The sequence below is a fragment of the Pseudomonas sp. ACM7 genome (assembly GCF_004136015.1).
Classification (GTDB): Bacteria; Pseudomonadota; Gammaproteobacteria; order Pseudomonadales; family Pseudomonadaceae; genus Aquipseudomonas; species Aquipseudomonas frigoris.
The window spans coordinates 1004737-1023048 of sequence record NZ_CP024866.1 but is presented as its reverse complement, the minus strand read 5'-3'; the positions used below and the strand labels follow the sequence as shown (position 1 = coordinate 1023048).

Below are 18312 nucleotides of genomic sequence, written 5' to 3'. Positions count from 1 at the left end.
AAGAGTTAAAAAGCAAGCGCCGTGCCGTTTAGTGAAGAATGCACGTCGCAACACACTTAAGCGTTGGTGTAGGAGTCTGTGCATGGCTGGTGTAATGGATGCGGTAAACCAGCGCACGCAACTGGTAGGGCAGAATCGCCTTGAGCTGTTGTTGTTCCGTCTCGACGGGCAGCAGCTGTATGGGATCAACGTGTTCAAGGTTCGGGAGGTGCTGCAATGCCCCAAACTGACTCTGATGCCCAAGTCCAGTCCTGTCGTGTGCGGTGTGGCAAATATCCGGGGGGCGACCATTCCGATCCTTGATCTGGCGATGGCGACCGGTTCCGGTGCGCTGAAAGATCAAAGCAATCCCTTCGTGATCATCACGGAGTACAACACCAAGACCCAGGGTTTCCTGGTGCGGTCGGTGGAACGCATCGTCAACATGAATTGGGAGGAGATTCATCCGCCCCCCAAGGGCACGGGACGCGATCATTACCTGACGGCTGTGACTCGGGTCGACAATCAGTTAGTCGAAATCATCGACGTCGAGAAAGTGCTGGCAGAAGTGGCGCCGACACCGGAAGCGATTTCCGTCGGCGTGGTGGATGTCGAAACCCAGCACAAGGCGCTCTCTTTGCGAGTACTGACGGTCGATGACTCGTCGGTCGCGCGCAAGCAGGTGACCCGTTGCCTGCAGACGGTCGGTGTCGAAGTGGTGGCGTTGAACGACGGTCGGCAAGCGCTGGACTACTTGCGCAAACTGGTCGACGAGGGCAAGAAGCCGGAGGAAGAGTTCCTGATGATGATTTCCGACATCGAGATGCCGGAGATGGACGGGTACACCCTCACGGCCGAGATCCGCAGCGACCCTCGCATGCAAAAGCTTCACATCATCCTGCATACTTCGTTGTCGGGTGTATTCAATCAGGCGATGGTCAAGAAGGTCGGTGCCGATGACTTCCTTGCCAAATTCCGTCCTGATGACCTGGCATCCCGGGTAGTCAACCGGATCAAAGCAGCAGACATCAGCTAGGGGCCTTCTGCCCCTGGCGGTTAACACGATTTAAGAGGCGGTATCTTTGTCTACGGGTAATTTGGATTTCGAACAGTTCCGGGTCTTCCTGGAAAAAGCCTGTGGCATTTTGCTCGGTGAAAACAAGCAGTACCTGGTCTCGAGCCGTCTCAACAAACTGATGGAACAGCAAGCCATCAAGTCCCTGGGTGAGCTGGTCCAGCGCATCCAGACCCAGCCGCGCAGCGGTTTGCGCGAGATGGTGGTGGATGCCATGACCACCAACGAAACCTTGTGGTTTCGTGACACCTATCCGTTTGAAGTCTTGAAGAACAAGGTGCTGCCCGCAGCGATCAAGGCCGCCCCCGGCCAGCGTCTGCGGATCTGGTCGGCGGCCTGTTCGTCGGGTCAGGAACCGTATTCGCTGTCGATGTCGATCGATGAGTTCGAGCGCGTGAACATGGGCCAGTTGAAGATGGGCGTGCAGATCGTTGCCACCGACCTGTCCGGCACCATGCTGACCAACTGCAAGACCGGCGAGTACGACAGCCTGGCCATCGGCCGTGGCCTGTCGCCCGAGCGCCTTCAACGTTATTTCGACCCGAAAGGGCCGGGGCGCTGGGCAATCAAGGCACCGATCAAGAGCCGGGTGGAGTTTCGCTCGTTCAACCTGCTGGACAGCTACGCGAGCCTCGGCAAGTTCGACATCGTGTTCTGCCGCAACGTGCTGATCTACTTCTCCGCCGAGGTGAAGAAGGACATCCTGTTGCGCATTCACAGCACGTTGAAGCCAGGCGGTTATCTGTTCCTCGGTGCTTCCGAGGCGCTGAACGGTTTGCCGGATCATTACCAGATGGTCCAATGCAGCCCGGGGATCATTTACCAGGCGAAGTGATGCAAAAGCGGCAGGCAAAAAAAACGGGAGTCCCTTAAGGGCTCCCTTTTTTTATGCCTGCCGCTTTGCATCACGTAGGAGCTGCCGAAGGCTGCGATCTTTTGATCTTGTTTTTTACGATCAAGATCAAAAGATCGCAGCCTTCGGCAGCTCCTACAGGGGGCGGGTGCAATCCAGGAAAGCGGCAGAAAAGCGGCAGGCGGCGGAAATCGGTTGCCGCTTTTCTGGCATTGCCACGTTGCCACTGCCCGCAAAGCCCCGGTTTACGGCCTTTTTTTAATTGGCACGACGCTTGCTATGTCCATGTTACGAAAAATCAGGTCACCCGAAGGTTTCCGACATGAGCATCAGCTTCGATAAAGCGCTCGGTATCCACGAACAAGCCCTGGGCTTCCGCGCTCAGCGTGCCGAAGTCCTGGCCAACAACATCGCCAACGCCGACACCCCGAACTACAAGGCTCGGGACCTGGACTTCTCGAAAGTGCTCGCCGCACAGAACGAGAAGACCAAGAGCGGATCTTTCGCCTTGAACATGACCAACAGCCGTCATATCGAAGCCGAAGGCCTGGGCAATGGCGACGAATCGCTGCTGTATCGCACGCCGATGCAACCGTCGATCGACCAGAACACCGTGGACGCCCAGCTGGAACAGTCGAACTACGCGGAAAACGCGGTCAACTTTCAGGCCAGCTTCACCCTGCTCAACAGCAAATTCAAAGGGCTGGTGTCAGCCCTTCGTGGAGAGTAAGTCATGTCTCTAGCCAGCGTTTTCAACATTGCCGGTAGCGGCATGAGTGCCCAGACCACTCGCTTGAACACCGTCGCCAGTAACATCGCCAACGCCGAGACGGTCTCGTCGAGCATCGACCAGACCTACCGTGCACGGCACCCGGTATTCGCCACCATGTTCCAGGGTGGCCAGAGCGGCGGCAGTGACTCGCTGTTTCAGAACCAGGACGCCGCCGGTCAAGGCGTGCAAGTGCTGGGCGTGGTCGAGGACCAAAGCAACCTTGAAGCGCGCTACGAGCCGAACCATCCGGCGGCCGACGCCAAGGGCTACGTCTACTACCCGAACGTCAACGTGGTGGAAGAAATGGCTGACATGATTTCCGCGAGCCGTTCGTTTCAGACCAACGCCGAAATGATGAACACCGCCAAAACCATGATGCAGAAGGTCCTGACCCTCGGTCAGTGATAAGGGGCGACTCAGATGAGTGTTACCGATACCACCAGTGGTTTGAGCCTCAAGGACATCCTGGCCAACTCCTCGATCAAGACCAACACCAGTGCCGACGGCCTGGCGTCGGCGACGAACAGCGCCACCGGCAAAAAGGCCCTGGGAAAGGACGCGTTCCTGCAGTTGCTGGTAACGCAACTGAAAAACCAGAACCCGCTGGAACCGCAGGACAACGGTGCGTTCGTCGCCCAGTTGGCCCAGTTCAGTAGCCTGGAAGGCATCACCACGCTCAACGACACCGTCAGTGGCCTGGCGAGCAATTACAACTCGTCCCAGGCGTTGCAGGCGTCGTCGCTGGTCGGGCGTTCGGTTATTGCACCGGGCGGCACGGCGGTGGTCGATACCTCCAAGAGTTTCAGCGGCACCATTGCCGTACCGTCCTCGGTGGACCCGGTCAAGGTCAAGATCACTGATGCCGATGGCAAGGTTGTCCGCACCATCGACCTGGGCAGCGAAGTCGCCGGTACTTCCACTTTCATCTGGGACGGCAAAAACGACGCAGGCGAAGTGGCCAAGGCGGGTACCTATACCTTCGGCGCTACGGCGACCTACGACGGCAAGGCGACCTCGCTGGTGACGTACCTGCCGGCAACGGTCAACAGCGTGACCATCAGCCAGACAGGCGGTGAGTTGATGCTCAACCTGGCCGGGGCGGGCAGCATCGCGCTGTCCAAAGTACAAACCATTGGTATGTAGAGCCGACTAACACGGCACAAAGGAGTGGAATATGTCTTTCAATATCGGCCTTAGCGGTCTCTATGCAGCCAACAAACAACTGGACGTGACCGGCAACAACATCGCCAACGTCGCGACCACCGGCTTCAAATCGTCCCGTGCGGAATTCGAAGATGTTTACTCGGCCACCAAGCTGGGGTCCGGCAGCAAAACCATCGGTAACGGCGTGCGCCTGGCCAACGTTTCCCAGCAGTTCACCCAGGGCGACGTCAACAACACCGGCAACGTGCTGGACATGGGCATCAACGGTTCCGGCTTCTTCGTGCTGAGCGAGAATGGTTCGATGTCCTACACCCGTGCCGGTACGTTCAAGGTCGACAAAGACGGTTACGTTACCAACACCGATGGCTCTGCGCGTCTGCAGGGTTATGGCGTGGATGCCAATGGCAAGATCCTCAATGGCGTTTTGACTGACCTGCGCATCGATACGTCGAACCTGGCGCCAAAAAACACCTCCACGGTTTCGTCGACGATCAACCTGAACTCCACAGCTCCCATCATCAACCAGACTACCAATCCGTTTGACCCGTCCAAGGAAGCGTCCTTCACCAAGCAGTTCAGTACCCCTATTTACGATACCCAGGGTAACAAGCACGTCATGGACCAATTCATGGTCAAGACTGCTGACAACACCTGGAAGACCTACACCCTGATCGAGGGTCGCAACCCGGATGGTAGCGATCCTACCGTTACTCCTCCTGTCGCTTCGACCATGGCGTTCGATTCGTCAGGCAAACTGGTTTCCGTCACCACTCCCGCCACCCCTACGCCGATTGTCAGCCCTGACCTGAAAGTCACCGGCTGGATTCCGGGTACCGTGACCAATGGCACGTGGACAGCCAACGGCGCTGCGTCCGGCGTCGTTACGGTCTCCATGGACAAAACCACGCAGTACAACGCTGACACTGCGCGTTCGATTCCTTCGCAGAACGGCTACGCCACCGGCCAGATCACCAACCTGACCATCGACACCAGCGGTGTCATGCTGGCCAACTTCAGCAACAGCCAGACCAAGCCCATCGGCCAGATCTCGCTCGCCAGCTTCACCAACGAACAAGGTTTGCAACCGGTAGGCGGCACCAGCTGGAAAGAAACCTACTCGTCGGGTATCCCGGGCTACGATGCGCCGAATACCGGTACCTTGGGAGAGATCCACTCCAACTCTCTGGAAGAGTCCAACGTCAACCTGACCAATGAACTGGTCGACCTGATCAAGGCGCAGAGCAACTACCAGGCGAACGCCAAGACCATCTCCACCCAGAGCACCATCATGCAGACCATCATTCAGATGACCTGATGCGGGTTGGCTGAAAGCGCTGCACAAAGAGCCCCTCAATCGAGGGGCTTTTTTTATGGCTGGCAAAAAGATCGCAGCCTCGTTTCACTCGACAGCTCCTACAGGAAATAGGGGTCCCCTGTAGGAGCTGTCGAGTGAAACGAGGCTGCGATCTTTTGATCTTGAAAGGCAGGCAAAAGAAAACCCCCGACAATCCAGAGGACCGATCGGGGGTTATCCAGGTAAGCGCCTTTCAGCGCTCACCGGCTCAGCTTACTGGCAAGCTTCGCAATCCGGCTCGTCGATGGCGCAAGCCTTCGGTACTGGAGCAGGGCCGGCAGGCGCTGCCAGGACCGAATCTTCACCGTGGTTGCCGCCGCTGGAAACAGCGTTCAGCTTGCCGGTGTTGATGGTCGATTTCTCGGTGCTGGTTGCGGCCAGGGCACGGAGGTAGTAAGTGGTTTTCAGGCCACGGTACCAGGCCATGCGGTAGGTCACGTCCAGCTTCTTGCCCGATGCGCCAGCGATGTACAGGTTCAGCGATTGAGCCTGGTCGATCCACTTCTGACGACGGCTTGCCGCGTCAACGATCCACTTGGTGTCCACTTCGAAGGCAGTCGCGTAGAGCTCTTTGAGTTCTTGCGGGATGCGCTCGATCTGTTGCACCGAACCGTCGTAGTACTTCAGGTCGTTGATCATGACCGAGTCCCACAGACCGCGAGCCTTCAGGTCGCGAACCAGGTACGGGTTGATCACGGTGAATTCGCCCGACAGGTTCGATTTCACGTAGAGGTTCTGGTAGGTCGGTTCGATCGACTGCGATACGCCAGTGATGTTGGCGATGGTCGCGGTCGGTGCGATGGCCATGATGTTGGAGTTACGAATGCCTTTCTGCACACGGGCACGAACCGGTGCCCAGTCCAGGGATTCGTTCAGGTCAACATCGATGTACTTCTGGCCACGTTGCTCGATCAGGATCTGTTGCGAATCCAGCGGCAGGATGCCTTTGGACCACAGCGAACCCTGGAACGTCTCGTAGGCGCCGCGCTCGTCGGCCAGGTCGCAGGAAGCCTGGATCGCGTAGTAGCTGACCGCTTCCATCGACTTGTCGGCGAACTCGACGGCAGCGTCGGAACCGTAAGGAATGTGCTGCAGGTACAGCGCGTCCTGGAAGCCCATGATGCCCAGACCGACCGGACGGTGCTTGAAGTTGGAGTTCTTCGCTTGCGGCACCGAGTAGTAGTTGATGTCGATAACGTTATCGAGCATGCGAACGGCGGTGTTCACGGTGCGTTCCAGCTTGGCGGTGTCCAGCTTGCCGTTGGTGATGTGGTTCGGCAGGTTGATCGAGCCCAGGTTGCAAACGGCGATCTCGTCCTTGTTGGTGTTCAAGGTGATCTCGGTGCACAGGTTCGAGCTGTGAACCACGCCGACGTGCTGTTGCGGGCTGCGCAGGTTGCAGGGGTCTTTGAAGGTCAGCCATGGGTGGCCGGTTTCAAACAGCATGGACAGCATTTTGCGCCACAGGTCTTTGGCCTGGATGGTCTTGAACAGCTTGATCTTGCCCGGGTACTCGGACAGGGCTTCGTAGTACTCGTAACGCTCTTCGAAGGCCTTGCCGGTCAGGTCGTGCAGGTCTGGAACTTCGGACGGCGAGAACAGGGTCCACTTGCCGTCATCGAAGACGCGCTTCATGAACAGGTCAGGGATCCAGTTGGCCGTGTTCATGTCGTGGGTACGACGACGATCATCACCGGTGTTCTTGCGCAGTTCGATGAACTCTTCGATGTCCATGTGCCAGGTTTCCAGGTAGGCACAGACAGCGCCTTTGCGCTTGCCACCCTGGTTGACGGCGACGGCGGTGTCGTTCACGACTTTCAGGAACGGAACAACGCCCTGGGATTTGCCGTTGGTGCCCTTGATGTACGAACCGAGTGCACGAACCGGGGTCCAGTCGTTGCCCAGGCCGCCCGCGAATTTCGACAACATGGCGTTGTCGTGGATCGCGTGGTAGATGCCCGACAGGTCATCCGGCACGGTGGTCAGGTAGCAGCTGGACAGCTGTGGACGCAGGGTACCGGCGTTGAACAGGGTCGGGGTCGAGGACATGTAGTCGAAGGACGACAACAGGTTGTAGAACTCGATCGCACGGTCTTCTTTGTTCTTCTCTTCGATCGCCAGGCCCATGGCCACGCGCATGAAGAAGATCTGCGGCAGTTCGAAGCGGATACCGTCCTTGTGGATGAAGTAACGGTCGTACAGGGTTTGCAGGCCCAGGTACGTGAACTGCTGATCGCGCTCGTGGTTGATCGCCTTGCCGAGTTTTTCCAGGTCGAAGGTCGCCAGGATCGGGTTCAGCAATTCGAATTCGATACCCTTGGCGATGTACGAAGGCAAGGCCTTGGCGTACAGGTCGACCATTTCGTGGTGGGTCGCGCTTTCGGCGACTTCCAGGAAGCTCAGGCCTTCGGCACGCAAGGTGTCCATCAGCAGGCGAGCAGTCACGAACGAGTAGTTCGGCTCGCGCTCAACCAGGGTACGGGCGGTCATCACCAAAGCGGTGTTGACGTCGGTCAGGGCCACGCCGTCGTACAGGTTTTTCAGGGTTTCACGCTGGATCAGGTCGCCGTCGACTTCTGCAAGGCCTTCGCACGCTTCGGTGACGATGGTGTTCAGGCGGCCCATGTCCAGAGGAGCAAAGGTGCCATCGGCGCGGGTGATGCGGATCGACGGATGAGCGTTGACGGCTTCTTCGGCCGGTGCGTGGGCGGCGCGTTCTTTCGAACGACCGTCACGGTAGATCACGTAGTCGCGCGCCACTTTCTGCTCGCCGGCACGCATCAGGGCCAGTTCGACCTGGTCCTGGATTTCTTCGATGTGGATCGTGCCGCCCGAGGGCATGCGACGCTTGAAGGTCGCGGTGACTTGTTCGGTCAGACGGGCAACGGTGTCGTGGATTCGCGACGAAGCGGCAGCGGTGCCGCCCTCAACTGCGAGAAACGCTTTGGTGATAGCGACGGTGATCTTGTCATCGGTGTAAGGAACGACAGTGCCGTTACGCTTGATCACGCGCAGCTGGCCAGGCGCGGTGGCGGACAGATCCGAAGTCGAATCAGCGGCCTGCGGCAAGGTGCCCTGCGGGTTCTCGCGAGTTGTGTCGGTTTGCATGGGGGGTTGTCTCCACATTCTCTATGTTTGTTTGGGCACCATCACGGTGCCCACCGTTCCGTCCTGAAGCACTACAACCGGCGAGGGGCCGGGCATACCAACTTCGGGACAGATCAGGAAGGGGCAATTGGGGCGCCGCTTCCATGCCGAAGTCTTTGGTCCCAGGCCTTGAACCTGAAACCGGGATCCTTTTGGGTGACAGTAATTGACTGCAACACCCGTACCGTTAACGCCGTTTTCGGCTCAAAAACAGTAGCCATCCGCACGCGCGGTTTGGTCTTTCGAAAATACGTTTGGTTCAACCGGAAAGAGGCAATAAAAGCGCTTGAAATCGGTATCCGGTTTGTGTTTGGTTTTTGGCGTAAAACCCTACATGTAGGGTTTTTTTCGCGACGAGGTACAAGATAATGCGTTTTGGAGGGTGTTGCAACGTACTACCTGTGGATAAACCTGTGCGTAAATTGTGTGTGAAACGTGGAACGAGCGTGTAGGCCGCGACCTAGCTGGAGCGGACCGTTTTTCACTGATTTTCACCGATTGAAAACAGTCGCTCGGGTTTTTAAGGGCGCGAACCCTATCACAAAAATCCGGGTTGTCCGAACGCATTTACCGGCTTGTGTTCTCGGCGGGCGGCGTTTATACAATCGGCCAGTGCGTACGCATTCTTATCCTCCCCAATCATTACAAAAAGACGGGTGGATCCTTCCTTATTAAGTGTTGTTGGCAAGCAGAGGTCACCGTGGAGCAAGAAGCCTGGCAGGTATTGATTGTGGAGGACGACCAGCGTCTGGCCGAACTGACCCGCGACTACCTGGAAGCCAATGGCCTGCGCGTATCGATCGAGGGCAACGGCGCCTTGGCCGCGGCCCGCATCATCAAGGAGAAACCGGACCTGGTGATCCTCGACCTCATGTTGCCGGGCGAAGATGGCCTGAGCATCTGCCGCAAGGTCCGCGACAAGTATGACGGCCCGATCCTGATGCTCACCGCCCGCACCGACGACACCGATCAGATTCTTGGCCTGGACCTGGGGGCCGACGACTACGTGTGCAAACCGGTTCGCCCACGCCTGCTGCTGGCGCGCATCCAGGCCCTGTTGCGACGCAGTGAAGCCCCTGAAGTGGCGCCGGAAAAACAACGGCGTCTGCAGTTCGGGCCGCTGGTAGTGGACAACGCATTGCGCGAAGCCTGGCTGAATGACAACGGCATCGAACTGACCAGTGCCGAGTTCGACTTGCTCTGGCTGTTGGTCGCCAACGCCGGGCGCATCCTGTCCCGGGAAGAGATTTTCACCGCACTGCGTGGCATTGGCTATGACGGCCAGGACCGTTCCATCGACGTGCGCATTTCACGCATCCGTCCGAAAATCGGCGACGACCCGGAGCATCCGCGTCTGATCAAGACCATCCGCAGCAAAGGTTATCTGTTCGTTCCGGAAGCCTGCACCCTGTGAACTCGATCTTCCTGCGCATTTATGGCGGCATGTGCGCGGCGCTGATTCTGGTGGCGGTACTCGGCGTGCTGGCCTTGCACCTGCTCAACCAGGTGCGCGGCGAGCAATACCGCGAACGCCTGGCCCACGGCACGTTCTCGCTGATGGCCGACAATCTGAACCCGATGAACGAAACCGAGCGCCACCGTGCCTTGCTGGTGTGGGAACGGTTGTTGGGGATTCCTCTGGCGCTGAAGACCTTTGCACAAACCGACCTCGACCTCACCCAGCGCACCCGAGTGCTCCGCGGTCAGGCGCTGGTGGAGCAGACCGGTCCGCATGCAGCGAAGGTGTATCGACTGGTCAGCGACAAGGAACAGCTGGTGCTGACCGGTGAAGTCCAACAGATCAGCGAACAACTGGCCCGGGCGACTATTTACCTGCTGGCCGACGAACTGGTGCGCTACCCGGTGGCTGAGCAACCCGAGCGCCTGGCGCAGTTGAAGCGCGATAAAGGGTTTGGTTTCGACTTGCGGCTGGTGACGATCGAACAGGCGGACATGGACGAGGACCAGAGTCGCCGGGTGTCCGAGGGCGACACGGTGATGGCGCTGGGCAAGGGCGGCGATTCGATCCGGGTATTTGCCGGCATGGTCGGTACGCCGTGGGTGCTGGAAATCGGTCCGTTGTATCAGATGAATCCTTATCCGCCGGAGTGGCTGGTGCTGATCGCCGCCCTGGGTTTGAGCCTGATCGGTTTGATCGTCTATTTGTTGGTGCGCCAACTTGAGCGCCGTTTGCGTGGCCTGGAAGCGGCCGCCACGCGCATCGCCAAGGGCAGCCTGGAAACCCGCGTGCCGGCACGCGGCGCGGACTCGGTGGGACGGCTGGCCTCGGCGTTCAACGGCATGGCCGAGCACTTGCAGCAACTGTTGGCGATTCAGCGTGAGCTGGTGCGCGCCGTGTCTCATGAGCTGCGTACACCCGTGGCGCGGCTGCGTTTTGGTCTGGAAATGATCGGCTCGGCCACCACGCCGCAGGCGTTGGAAAAATACTGTGAAGGCATGGACCACGACATCGAGGATCTCGATCGACTGGTAGACGAGATGCTCACCTACGCACGACTGGAGCAGGGTTCGCCGGCGCTGAATTTTCAGCGGATCGATCTGGATACGTTGGTCAATCAGGTGATCGAAGAACTGGCGCCGTTACGCGCCGAGGTCACGGTGCAGCGCGGTTTGTGTTTGTCCGCCGCTGACAACGACGACGCCTGGGTCGAGGCCGAGCCGCGTTACCTGCACCGGGCGTTGCAGAACCTGGTGAGCAATGCCATGCGCCACGCTCAATCACGGGTGACCGTCAGCTATCAGGTCGGGCAGCAGCGCTGTCGGGTGGATGTCGAGGATGACGGGCCGGGCGTACCGGAAACAGCCTGGGAGAAGATTTTTACACCATTCCTGCGCCTTGATGACAGTCGCACCCGCGCCTCCGGTGGGCATGGGTTGGGGCTGTCCATCGTGCGGCGAATCATCCATTGGCATGATGGCCGGGCGTTGATCAGCAAGAGCAAGAGTTTGGGGGGGGCGTGTTTCAGCCTTAGCTGGCCGAGGAATCAGGAGAAGCGGTGAGACATGTGGTGAATGAACCACCGCTTTCGCGAGCAAGCCCGCTCCCACATTGGATCTATGTCTCACCGCAAATCCCCTGTGGAGCGGGCTTGCTCGCGAAGAGGCCCTCCCAAACACTGAAGATCCTCAGGCCTTGATGCTGACCAGACTCAGCAACTGCCCATCCACCACCCCGAACTGCGCATCCAGCTCAGTGCCATTGCGCCATTCGCTGGACAAATCAGTCAGCAGCCGCAGCCGCACTTCACCGCTTTCCGCCCACTCCAGAACTTCGGCATGTTCAAAATAAAAGCGCTGCTGAACGATCGGATACAGCGCCTTGAACAGGCTTTCCTTCACCGAAAACGTCAGGGTCACCAGCATCGCCAACTGATCGCGACGGCCAGCGGTCATGCGTTGCAACTCGGGCGGGGTGAGGATTTCCCCGGCCAGTCGTTCGGCCCGTTCAGGGTTGAGCAGGTTTTCCAGATCCATTCCCAGGCCGCGCCAGTGGGTTTTCTTCGCGACAATCGCCGAGGCCCGGCCGGTGCTGTGGGTGATCGAGCCCGTGATGTGTGTCGGCCATACCGGTGCCCGGTCCTCGCCGATGGCCGGGATGAAGTTCAGCCCTTCCAACTGTTGTAACGCAGCCCGAGCGCAAACCCGCCCGGCGAGGAACTCCGCCTGACGCTTGGCGACCGAACGCTGGATGGTGGGCGGTGGCTCGATGGCGCTACGCTGGAAATCATCGCTGGCCAGTTGCGAGGTATCGAAGTGAGTGCTCAACAGCACCGTATCCGGCAGCGCAAACGGCAGCGGCCAATGGGCATCGAGTGGAGTGCAGCAGACGGGGAGGGCGGGGGCGCGATTCATGTGGGGCATTTTGCCGGGTTGCTCTCAGGCTGGGTAGTACAAAGCTTTGGATTGGCGTCGCGGCGATCCGACGATGGCCGCGCCGCGGTCTACCTGATCAACCAAAAATCTTCTTGAAAAACGCCTGCGTATCCGCCCAGGATTTTTCATCCGCCGCCTTGTTGTAGCCAATATCCGGCCCACCATGATCGCCATGGCTCAACCGATCCGCATCAGGGTTGCTGAACCCATGCTTGGCGCCCTCCAGGCTGACGAACTTATAGTCAGCCCCGGCCTTGTCCATTTCAGCCTTGAACGCTGCAACGTTATCCGGCGTGACCATGCTGTCCATCGCCCCATGCTCAACAAGAATTTTCGCTTTCACGCTGCCAGGCGTTGCAGGCGTGTTAGTCGCCAGCGCACCGTGAAAACTCACCACGCCCGCCAGCGGCAAACCCTGACGTGCCGCATTCAGCACTACGCTGCCGCCGAAGCAATAACCGATAGCGGCGATTTTGTTCGGGTCGGTTTGCGGCTGTTTCTTCAGCAGATCGAGCCCGGCCTGAAAGCGTGCACTGGACGCGGCACTGTCTTTCAACGCTGCCTGCATGAAGGCCATGGCATCCTTGGGATGTTCGGTGTTTTTGCCATCGCCATACATGTCGATGGCCAGCGCGCTGTAACCCAGACCGGCCAGGTCACGGGCGCGACGCTTGGTGTAGTCGTTGAGCCCCCACCATTCGTGCACCACCACAACGCCAGGGCGTGCGCCTTTGATGGCGTCGTCATAGGCGAAGTAGCCGATCATCTTGGTGCCGTCAGCACTTTGATAGGGGATTTCCTGAGTCTTGATCGCGGCTTGGCTGAGCCCGCTCAAGGCCAGTAATACGAGGGCGAGGAAAATACGCATCGTCGGATCTCCTGCAAAAGTTATCAAAACAGCCTAGTCGATTTGATTCAGCTCAGGTTCAGAGTGCGTTCAGGGGGAGTTCAGGGTCGGGTGAGTAACCTTGCCCCGTACCCAAATAGCACATAGCGCATAAGGAACTCCCCTATGACTGGCTTCAAAAAACTGCTTCTGGCTTTCACTGTCCTGAGCGCGAGTACCGCGGCTTTCGCTTCCGACGACAATTTCGCCAGCCTTACTTTTGGACAGACCAGCGACAAGGTCAAAAAGTCTCACGCCCTGAACGACAATCTCAACCACCCGAACGCAGACGGCGTGATCGGCAAGGACAACACCTGGGGTGTGCGTCTAGGCCAGCAAAACAGCCAAGGCCGCTACTACGCCACCTACGACAACGTGTCGGGCTCACACAATGGCATTAAACTGCGTCAGGAAAACCTCCTGGGCAGCTACGATCTGTTCTACCCGGTGGGCGGCAGCACTAAACTGTTCGGCGGCGCCACGGCCGGTTTGACCAAAATCACTCAGGAGTCGCCAGGCTTCAGCCGCGACAGCGACATCGGTTACGCCATCGGCGGCCAGTTGGGTGTCCTGCAACAGGTTTCGCAAAATACCTCGGTGGAACTGGGTTACCGTTACCTGCGCAGCAACGCCAGCACCGAGATGAGCGAGCGCGGTGGCAGCAAACAGGGTTCGCTGGACCTGACCAGCAGCGCCCAGACCTACCTGTCGGCGAACTACGCTTTCTGACAAGCAATGCCAGTCAGTTAAGCGCAATCCCTGTGGGAGCGGCGGTGCGGCGATCCGACTTGCTCGCGAAGACGTAGTCTCAGTCGACATCACCGTTGCCTGACACACCGCTTTCGCGAGCAAGTCGGATCGCCGCACCGCCGCTCCCACAGGTTCTGCGCTTGACGGACTGGCATCACCCTGTCAGGCAAAGAGGTGCAAAACTGTGCTTTCGGAGATAACGATTTGCGTAGGAGAGCGTTATGAAACTGCTGGTCGTCGAAGATGAAGCGCTGTTGCGCCATCACCTGCAAACCCGCCTCACGGACAGCGGCCACGTGGTCGAGTCCGTGGCCAATGCCGAAGAGGCGCTGTACCAGACCGAGCAGTACAACCATGACCTGGCGGTGATCGACCTCGGCCTGCCGGGCATGGGCGGGCTCGATCTGATTCGTCAACTGCGCTCGCGCGGCAAGACGTTCCCGATCCTGATCCTCACCGCCCGCGGCAACTGGCAGGACAAGGTCGAAGGCCTCGCCGCCGGCGCCGACGATTACGTGGTCAAGCCGTTCCAGTTCGAAGAACTCGATGCGCGCCTGAATGCCTTGCTGCGCCGCTCCAGCGGTTTCACCCAATCGACCATCGTCGCCGGGCCGTTGCTGCTGGACCTCAATCGCAAACAGGCGTCCCTCGATGAACAGCCGCTGGCGCTGACCGCTTACGAGTATCGGATCCTCGAGTACCTGATGCGGCATCACCAGCAAGTGGTGGCCAAGGACCGCTTGATGGAGCAGCTCTACCCGGACGACGACGAGCGCGATCCGAACGTGATCGAAGTGTTGGTCGGCCGTCTGCGCCGCAAACTTGAAGGTCCGGCCGGCTTCAAACCGATCGATACCGTGCGTGGCCTCGGCTACCTGTTCAATGAGCGCTGCACTTGATTCGTTCCCTTCGTGTCCGTTTGATGCTCGCCGCCACGATCCTGGCGGTGTTGTTCATGCTGGCGTTGCTGCCGGCGATGCAGGGCGCGTTCAGCCTGGCGTTGCAGGACTCGATCGAACAACGCCTGGCGTCGGACGTCACCACGCTGATCTCCGCTGCGCGGGTGGAAAATAACACCCTGCAAATGCCGGCGCAGTTGCCCGACGAGCGCTTCAACCTGACCGACAGCCGTTTGCTCGGCTACATCTACGACCGCGAAGCTCACTTGGTGTGGCGTTCGAAAGCCACCCGCGAAGAGAAGATCAACTACAAACCGCGTTACGACGGACGCGGCAACGAGTTCGCCCGAATTCGCGAGGCCGACGGTCAGGAATTCTTCGTCTACGACGTCGAAGTCAAACTGCTCGGCGGTAAAAGCGCGGCGTTCAGCATCGTCGCGCTGCAACCGGTACGTGAGTACGAAGCCACCCTCGAGGGCCTGCGGGAAAACCTCTACCTCGGATTCGGTGCCGCCTTGCTGGTGTTGCTCGCGCTGCTGTGGATCGGTTTGACCTGGGGCTTGCAGGCGTTGCGCCGGCTCAGTCAGGAACTGGACGAGATCGAAAGCGGCACCCGCGAAAGCCTCAGCGAACAACACCCGCGCGAACTGCTGCGCCTGACCGGCTCCCTCAACCGCTTACTGCACAGCGAGCGTGAACAGCGCAGCCGTTATCGCGATTCCCTCGACGACCTGGCCCACAGCCTGAAAACCCCGCTGACCGTGCTGCAAGGCGTCAGCGAAGACATGGCCCAGCGCCCGGCCGATCGTAATCAGGCCTGGGTGCTGCAAACCCAGATCGAACGCATGAGTCAGCAGATCAGCTATCAACTGCAACGCGCCAGCCTGCGCAAAAGCGGCCTGGTACGCCATCAGGTACGCCTGCGCCCGGTGCTGCAAAGCCTGTGCGACACGCTGGACAAGGTCTACCGCGACAAACGCGTGCGCGTCGCCTTCGATCTGCCAGACCCGTGTTACGTGCCGATCGAGCAGGGCGCCTTGTTGGAAATGATGGGCAACCTGCTGGAAAACGCCTATCGCCTGTGCCTCGGCGAAGTGCGCATCAGCGTACGTGAAAGCCTTGGCGGGGTTGAGTTGTGTGTCGAGGATGATGGGCCGGGCGTGCCACCGGATCAGCGAGCGCGGATTCTGCAAAGGGGCGAGCGGCTGGATCGGCAGCATCCGGGGCAGGGGATTGGGTTGGCGGTGGTCAAGGACATTATTGAAAGCTACAGCGCCAAGTTGACGCTGGGGGATTCGCCCATGGGTGGGGCGGCGTTTCGGATTCATTTTCCGGTGGTTTGATGGTGTTCTTACGGGCCTCTTCGCGAGCAAGCCCGCTCCCACATTTGATTTCTGTCGTACACAAATGCTGTGTTCACTGAAGGTTAAATGTGGGAGCGAGCTTGCTCGCGATGGGGTCAGTGGCTACGCCAGAAAAAACCAGCGCAAGAACTCAATTTTCTTGAGCCCGATACGCCCCAGGCGTCAACCCGGTCCACTTCTTGAACGCCCGATGAAACGCCGAAGGCTCTGAAAACCCCAGTTGCTCGGCAATCTGCTGCAACGACAAATCCGCCCGCCCCAGGTGATAGATCGCGATGTCCCGGCGCAGCTGATCCTTCAATTCCTTCTGTCCGACCATTCATCGCTACTGTCAGATCTGACAGTAGTTCTTTTCATTTCTTCAGTCCAAGTTACTTCAGTTCGTCGCGTGGCTGGGCCGAAGCTCAGGTTTGCACCGATGCGCGTGATGTTAATGAAAACAAGGAGACTGAAAATGGTTGAGTTCGTGGCGGTTCAAAATCGAAAACGGATTGTTGAAGAATTGACTGGTGCCCAGATCGTATTGCCGCCGGCATCCATCGATGAGGCTCGGGAAGGTTTTATCAGTCTGGAGCAGTTGGGCAGGGGGCTTACCGTGCGTATTCCTTCTTTTGAAGGACAACAAGTCGGTGCGCGTTTTCACGTTATTGTTGTAAGTGAAGATCCGGATGTCTCATGGGGGGAGCCCGGAATAATCGAAACACTTGTCGGGGATACACTTGTACCCATTCCTGCCGATCGCGCTCTGGCATTCAGAGGTCTGCAGTTAGAACTCTTTTATTTTTATTTCGACACTGATCCCCCGACTTCTCCATCTGCCACGTATTTTGCGGGGGACGACATTTATCGACCTGTCGTGGATGAGGCAGAAGGTCGTGTTATCCCGTTGGCTTCCGTCAACAACGGCGTGAACCTGCGCCTCAGGGCATCCGAAGCGCTGTCAGGCGGGGCTCTGGTTTCTGTCTATTGGCTCGGTACTGCTTGCGAGGCCTGCCTTGTCAGGCATCTTCGGATCGAGACCGACGACGAAGGCAAAGATGTGGTGCTTCCCATTGAACCCCGCTATCTGAGGCCAAACAAATACGGCACGGTTCAGGTGGTTTACACGGTGGAAAATGCGGGCCGGAAGTGGATCTCTCACCTGGTTGAACTGGACGTCGAGGGCGACCTGCTGATTCCGCAAGCCGTCTATGAATACGAACCTGGACACTACAAACCTGGCCAGCTCCAGCTCGTAGACGAGGGCGGGAGGATTCCGATGAAGCTCAGCACACATGGAATGAGCGTTGGCGATGTGGTGACCTTTTTCTTTGTTGGCAATAAAACTGGCACTTCCTATGTTTTGCGTCAGACGTTGGCACCTCACCAAATCGGTCATGACCTGCTAATCGGCGTGCCGATCAGGTTCGATCAATTGGGTGGGGGTGCCAAGGCTATGAGTTTCGTTGAGCGGCAATCTGGAGACATCGTCGGTGCACCGCTGCTTCGGCTTTCATTAATGAGTTAGCTCGTCCGGGGATTGCCCGGATCAAGGAAGCAGGGGGATATTTGGTGTGCACCCCTGCGTTCTTGCACGAATACGAAATAACGAATAAACGCGGTTGTTTAAAACACATCTCCAGACACTCACTCCGGCTACACATCCTTGCGCCGCTGCCTACGACTACGCCAGAATCCGCCGGCTTGTGCGCCTTGGGTCTGGGGCTCTATCGTTTCCCTGTCGCTGACCATCAGCGATCGGGTTTAGCAGCTCGGGTCATCTCTAGACGTACAGCGTCCGCCGTAGATGTTATGGCGGCTTTGCGTGGGGCACTTCGGTGCGCCGGGTTCTAGAGTCCTGGTCTGCTAACCCGCGTACAGCCGCCACCCCTTTTTCGTTTAGCAGCGATGCGTAGCGGCTCCATTACTCTAGGAGCTCAAATGTTCAAGATCACCCCCAATCCGCCTAAAACCCCGCGCACACCCAGCACGATGTTCATCGTCAACCCGGAGCTCGATACCGAAACCCTGCTGGCCCATGCGTGCGAGTCGCTGGCCTCGGCCAATGTCATGACCATGGATCTCGCGGATCATATGGAGGGGACGAGTCGCAATTCGCTGTTGGGTATTGCGCAAATCATCATGCTGGGTGAACTGGCGGTGAATCGGGCGCTGGATAGGCTCGATCTTCAGTAG

At 58.5% G+C, this 18312-nt stretch carries 16 protein-coding genes and 1 pseudogene; 13 read left to right on the top strand and 4 right to left on the bottom strand.

Translation table 11 applies throughout. The features are described from left to right. Window positions 1-82 precede the first annotated feature (82 nt). The 6 genes from CUN63_RS04935 (at window position 83) to flgE (ending at window position 5158) form a co-directional block, all read left to right on the top strand. Entirely contained in the window at window positions 83-1015 is a 933-nt protein-coding gene (locus tag CUN63_RS04935; RefSeq protein WP_129437603.1) for a chemotaxis protein CheV, read from the top strand. A gap of 46 nt (window positions 1016-1061) precedes the next feature. Continuing rightward, window positions 1062-1889, top strand: coding sequence for a protein-glutamate O-methyltransferase CheR (gene cheR / locus CUN63_RS04930; RefSeq protein WP_129437601.1), 828 nt, complete (start codon window positions 1062-1064; stop codon window positions 1887-1889). Between the two features lie 340 nt (window positions 1890-2229). Then, the gene (gene flgB / locus CUN63_RS04920) at window positions 2230-2637 is read left to right on the top strand and encodes a flagellar basal body rod protein FlgB (protein ID WP_129437599.1); all 408 of its coding nucleotides are present in this window, start codon (window positions 2230-2232) and stop codon (window positions 2635-2637) included. 3 nt (window positions 2638-2640) lie between these two features. Beyond that, window positions 2641-3084, top strand: coding sequence for a flagellar basal body rod protein FlgC (flgC, locus tag CUN63_RS04915; protein ID WP_046046514.1), 444 nt, complete (start codon window positions 2641-2643; stop codon window positions 3082-3084). Window positions 3085-3099: 15 nt separating this feature from the next. After that, window positions 3100-3822, top strand: coding sequence for a flagellar hook assembly protein FlgD (gene flgD / locus CUN63_RS04910; RefSeq protein ID WP_129437597.1), 723 nt, complete (start codon window positions 3100-3102; stop codon window positions 3820-3822). A 31-nt stretch (window positions 3823-3853) separates the two neighbouring features. Next, window positions 3854-5158, top strand: a complete 1305-nt coding sequence (gene flgE / locus CUN63_RS04905; protein WP_129437595.1) for a flagellar hook protein FlgE — start codon at window positions 3854-3856, stop codon at window positions 5156-5158. A 252-nt stretch (window positions 5159-5410) separates the two neighbouring features. Here the strand turns inward: flgE and CUN63_RS04900 are convergent, their stop codons facing one another. Then, window positions 5411-8305 carry a ribonucleoside-diphosphate reductase subunit alpha gene (locus CUN63_RS04900; protein WP_129437593.1) on the bottom strand — a complete coding sequence of 965 codons (2895 nt, stop codon included), beginning with the start codon at window positions 8303-8305 and terminating at the stop codon, window positions 5411-5413. A 739-nt stretch (window positions 8306-9044) separates the two neighbouring features. On the opposite strand from CUN63_RS04900, the gene CUN63_RS04895 reads away from it, so the two are divergent. Next, complete coding sequence (locus tag CUN63_RS04895; protein ID WP_074879161.1) at window positions 9045-9758, top strand: response regulator; 714 nt, start codon at window positions 9045-9047, stop codon at window positions 9756-9758. Further along, complete coding sequence (locus CUN63_RS04890; protein WP_129437591.1) at window positions 9755-11365, top strand: ATP-binding protein; 1611 nt, start codon at window positions 9755-9757, stop codon at window positions 11363-11365. The genes CUN63_RS04895 and CUN63_RS04890 overlap by 4 nt, the downstream gene beginning before the upstream one ends. A 126-nt stretch (window positions 11366-11491) precedes the next feature. Here the strand turns inward: CUN63_RS04890 and CUN63_RS04885 are convergent, their stop codons facing one another. Further along, a complete protein-coding gene (locus CUN63_RS04885) occupies window positions 11492-12217 on the bottom strand; it encodes a 4'-phosphopantetheinyl transferase (RefSeq protein ID WP_218570142.1) in 726 nt (241 codons plus the stop codon). Between the two features lie 97 nt (window positions 12218-12314). Next, window positions 12315-13106 (bottom strand): dienelactone hydrolase family protein, encoded by a 792-nt coding sequence (locus CUN63_RS04880; RefSeq protein ID WP_129437587.1) that lies wholly within the window; start codon window positions 13104-13106, stop codon window positions 12315-12317. A 144-nt stretch (window positions 13107-13250) separates the two neighbouring features. On the opposite strand from CUN63_RS04880, the gene CUN63_RS04875 reads away from it, so the two are divergent. The 3 genes from CUN63_RS04875 to CUN63_RS04865 all read left to right on the top strand — a co-directional run bounded on the left by CUN63_RS04875 (window position 13251) and on the right by CUN63_RS04865 (window position 16116). Further along, window positions 13251-13853, top strand: a complete 603-nt coding sequence (locus CUN63_RS04875; RefSeq protein WP_129437585.1) for a hypothetical protein — start codon at window positions 13251-13253, stop codon at window positions 13851-13853. A 242-nt stretch (window positions 13854-14095) separates the two neighbouring features. Continuing rightward, a complete protein-coding gene (locus CUN63_RS04870; RefSeq protein ID WP_046046505.1) occupies window positions 14096-14773 on the top strand; it encodes a response regulator in 678 nt (225 codons plus the stop codon). Next, complete coding sequence (locus CUN63_RS04865; protein WP_129437583.1) at window positions 14770-16116, top strand: ATP-binding protein; 1347 nt, start codon at window positions 14770-14772, stop codon at window positions 16114-16116. Before CUN63_RS04870 ends, CUN63_RS04865 begins: the two co-directional genes overlap by 4 nt. A 151-nt stretch (window positions 16117-16267) precedes the next feature. Here CUN63_RS04865 and CUN63_RS04860 read toward each other — a convergent pair. Then, window positions 16268-16444 (bottom strand): annotated as a pseudogene (locus CUN63_RS04860) (helix-turn-helix domain-containing protein); the annotation flags it as partial. Between the two features lie 147 nt (window positions 16445-16591). Between CUN63_RS04860 and CUN63_RS04855 the strand changes: the two are divergent. Next, complete coding sequence (locus CUN63_RS04855; RefSeq protein ID WP_129437581.1) at window positions 16592-17644, top strand: hypothetical protein; 1053 nt, start codon at window positions 16592-16594, stop codon at window positions 17642-17644. Between the two features lie 413 nt (window positions 17645-18057). Then, window positions 18058-18312, top strand: a complete 255-nt coding sequence (locus CUN63_RS04850; RefSeq protein WP_129437579.1) for a DUF6124 family protein — start codon at window positions 18058-18060, stop codon at window positions 18310-18312.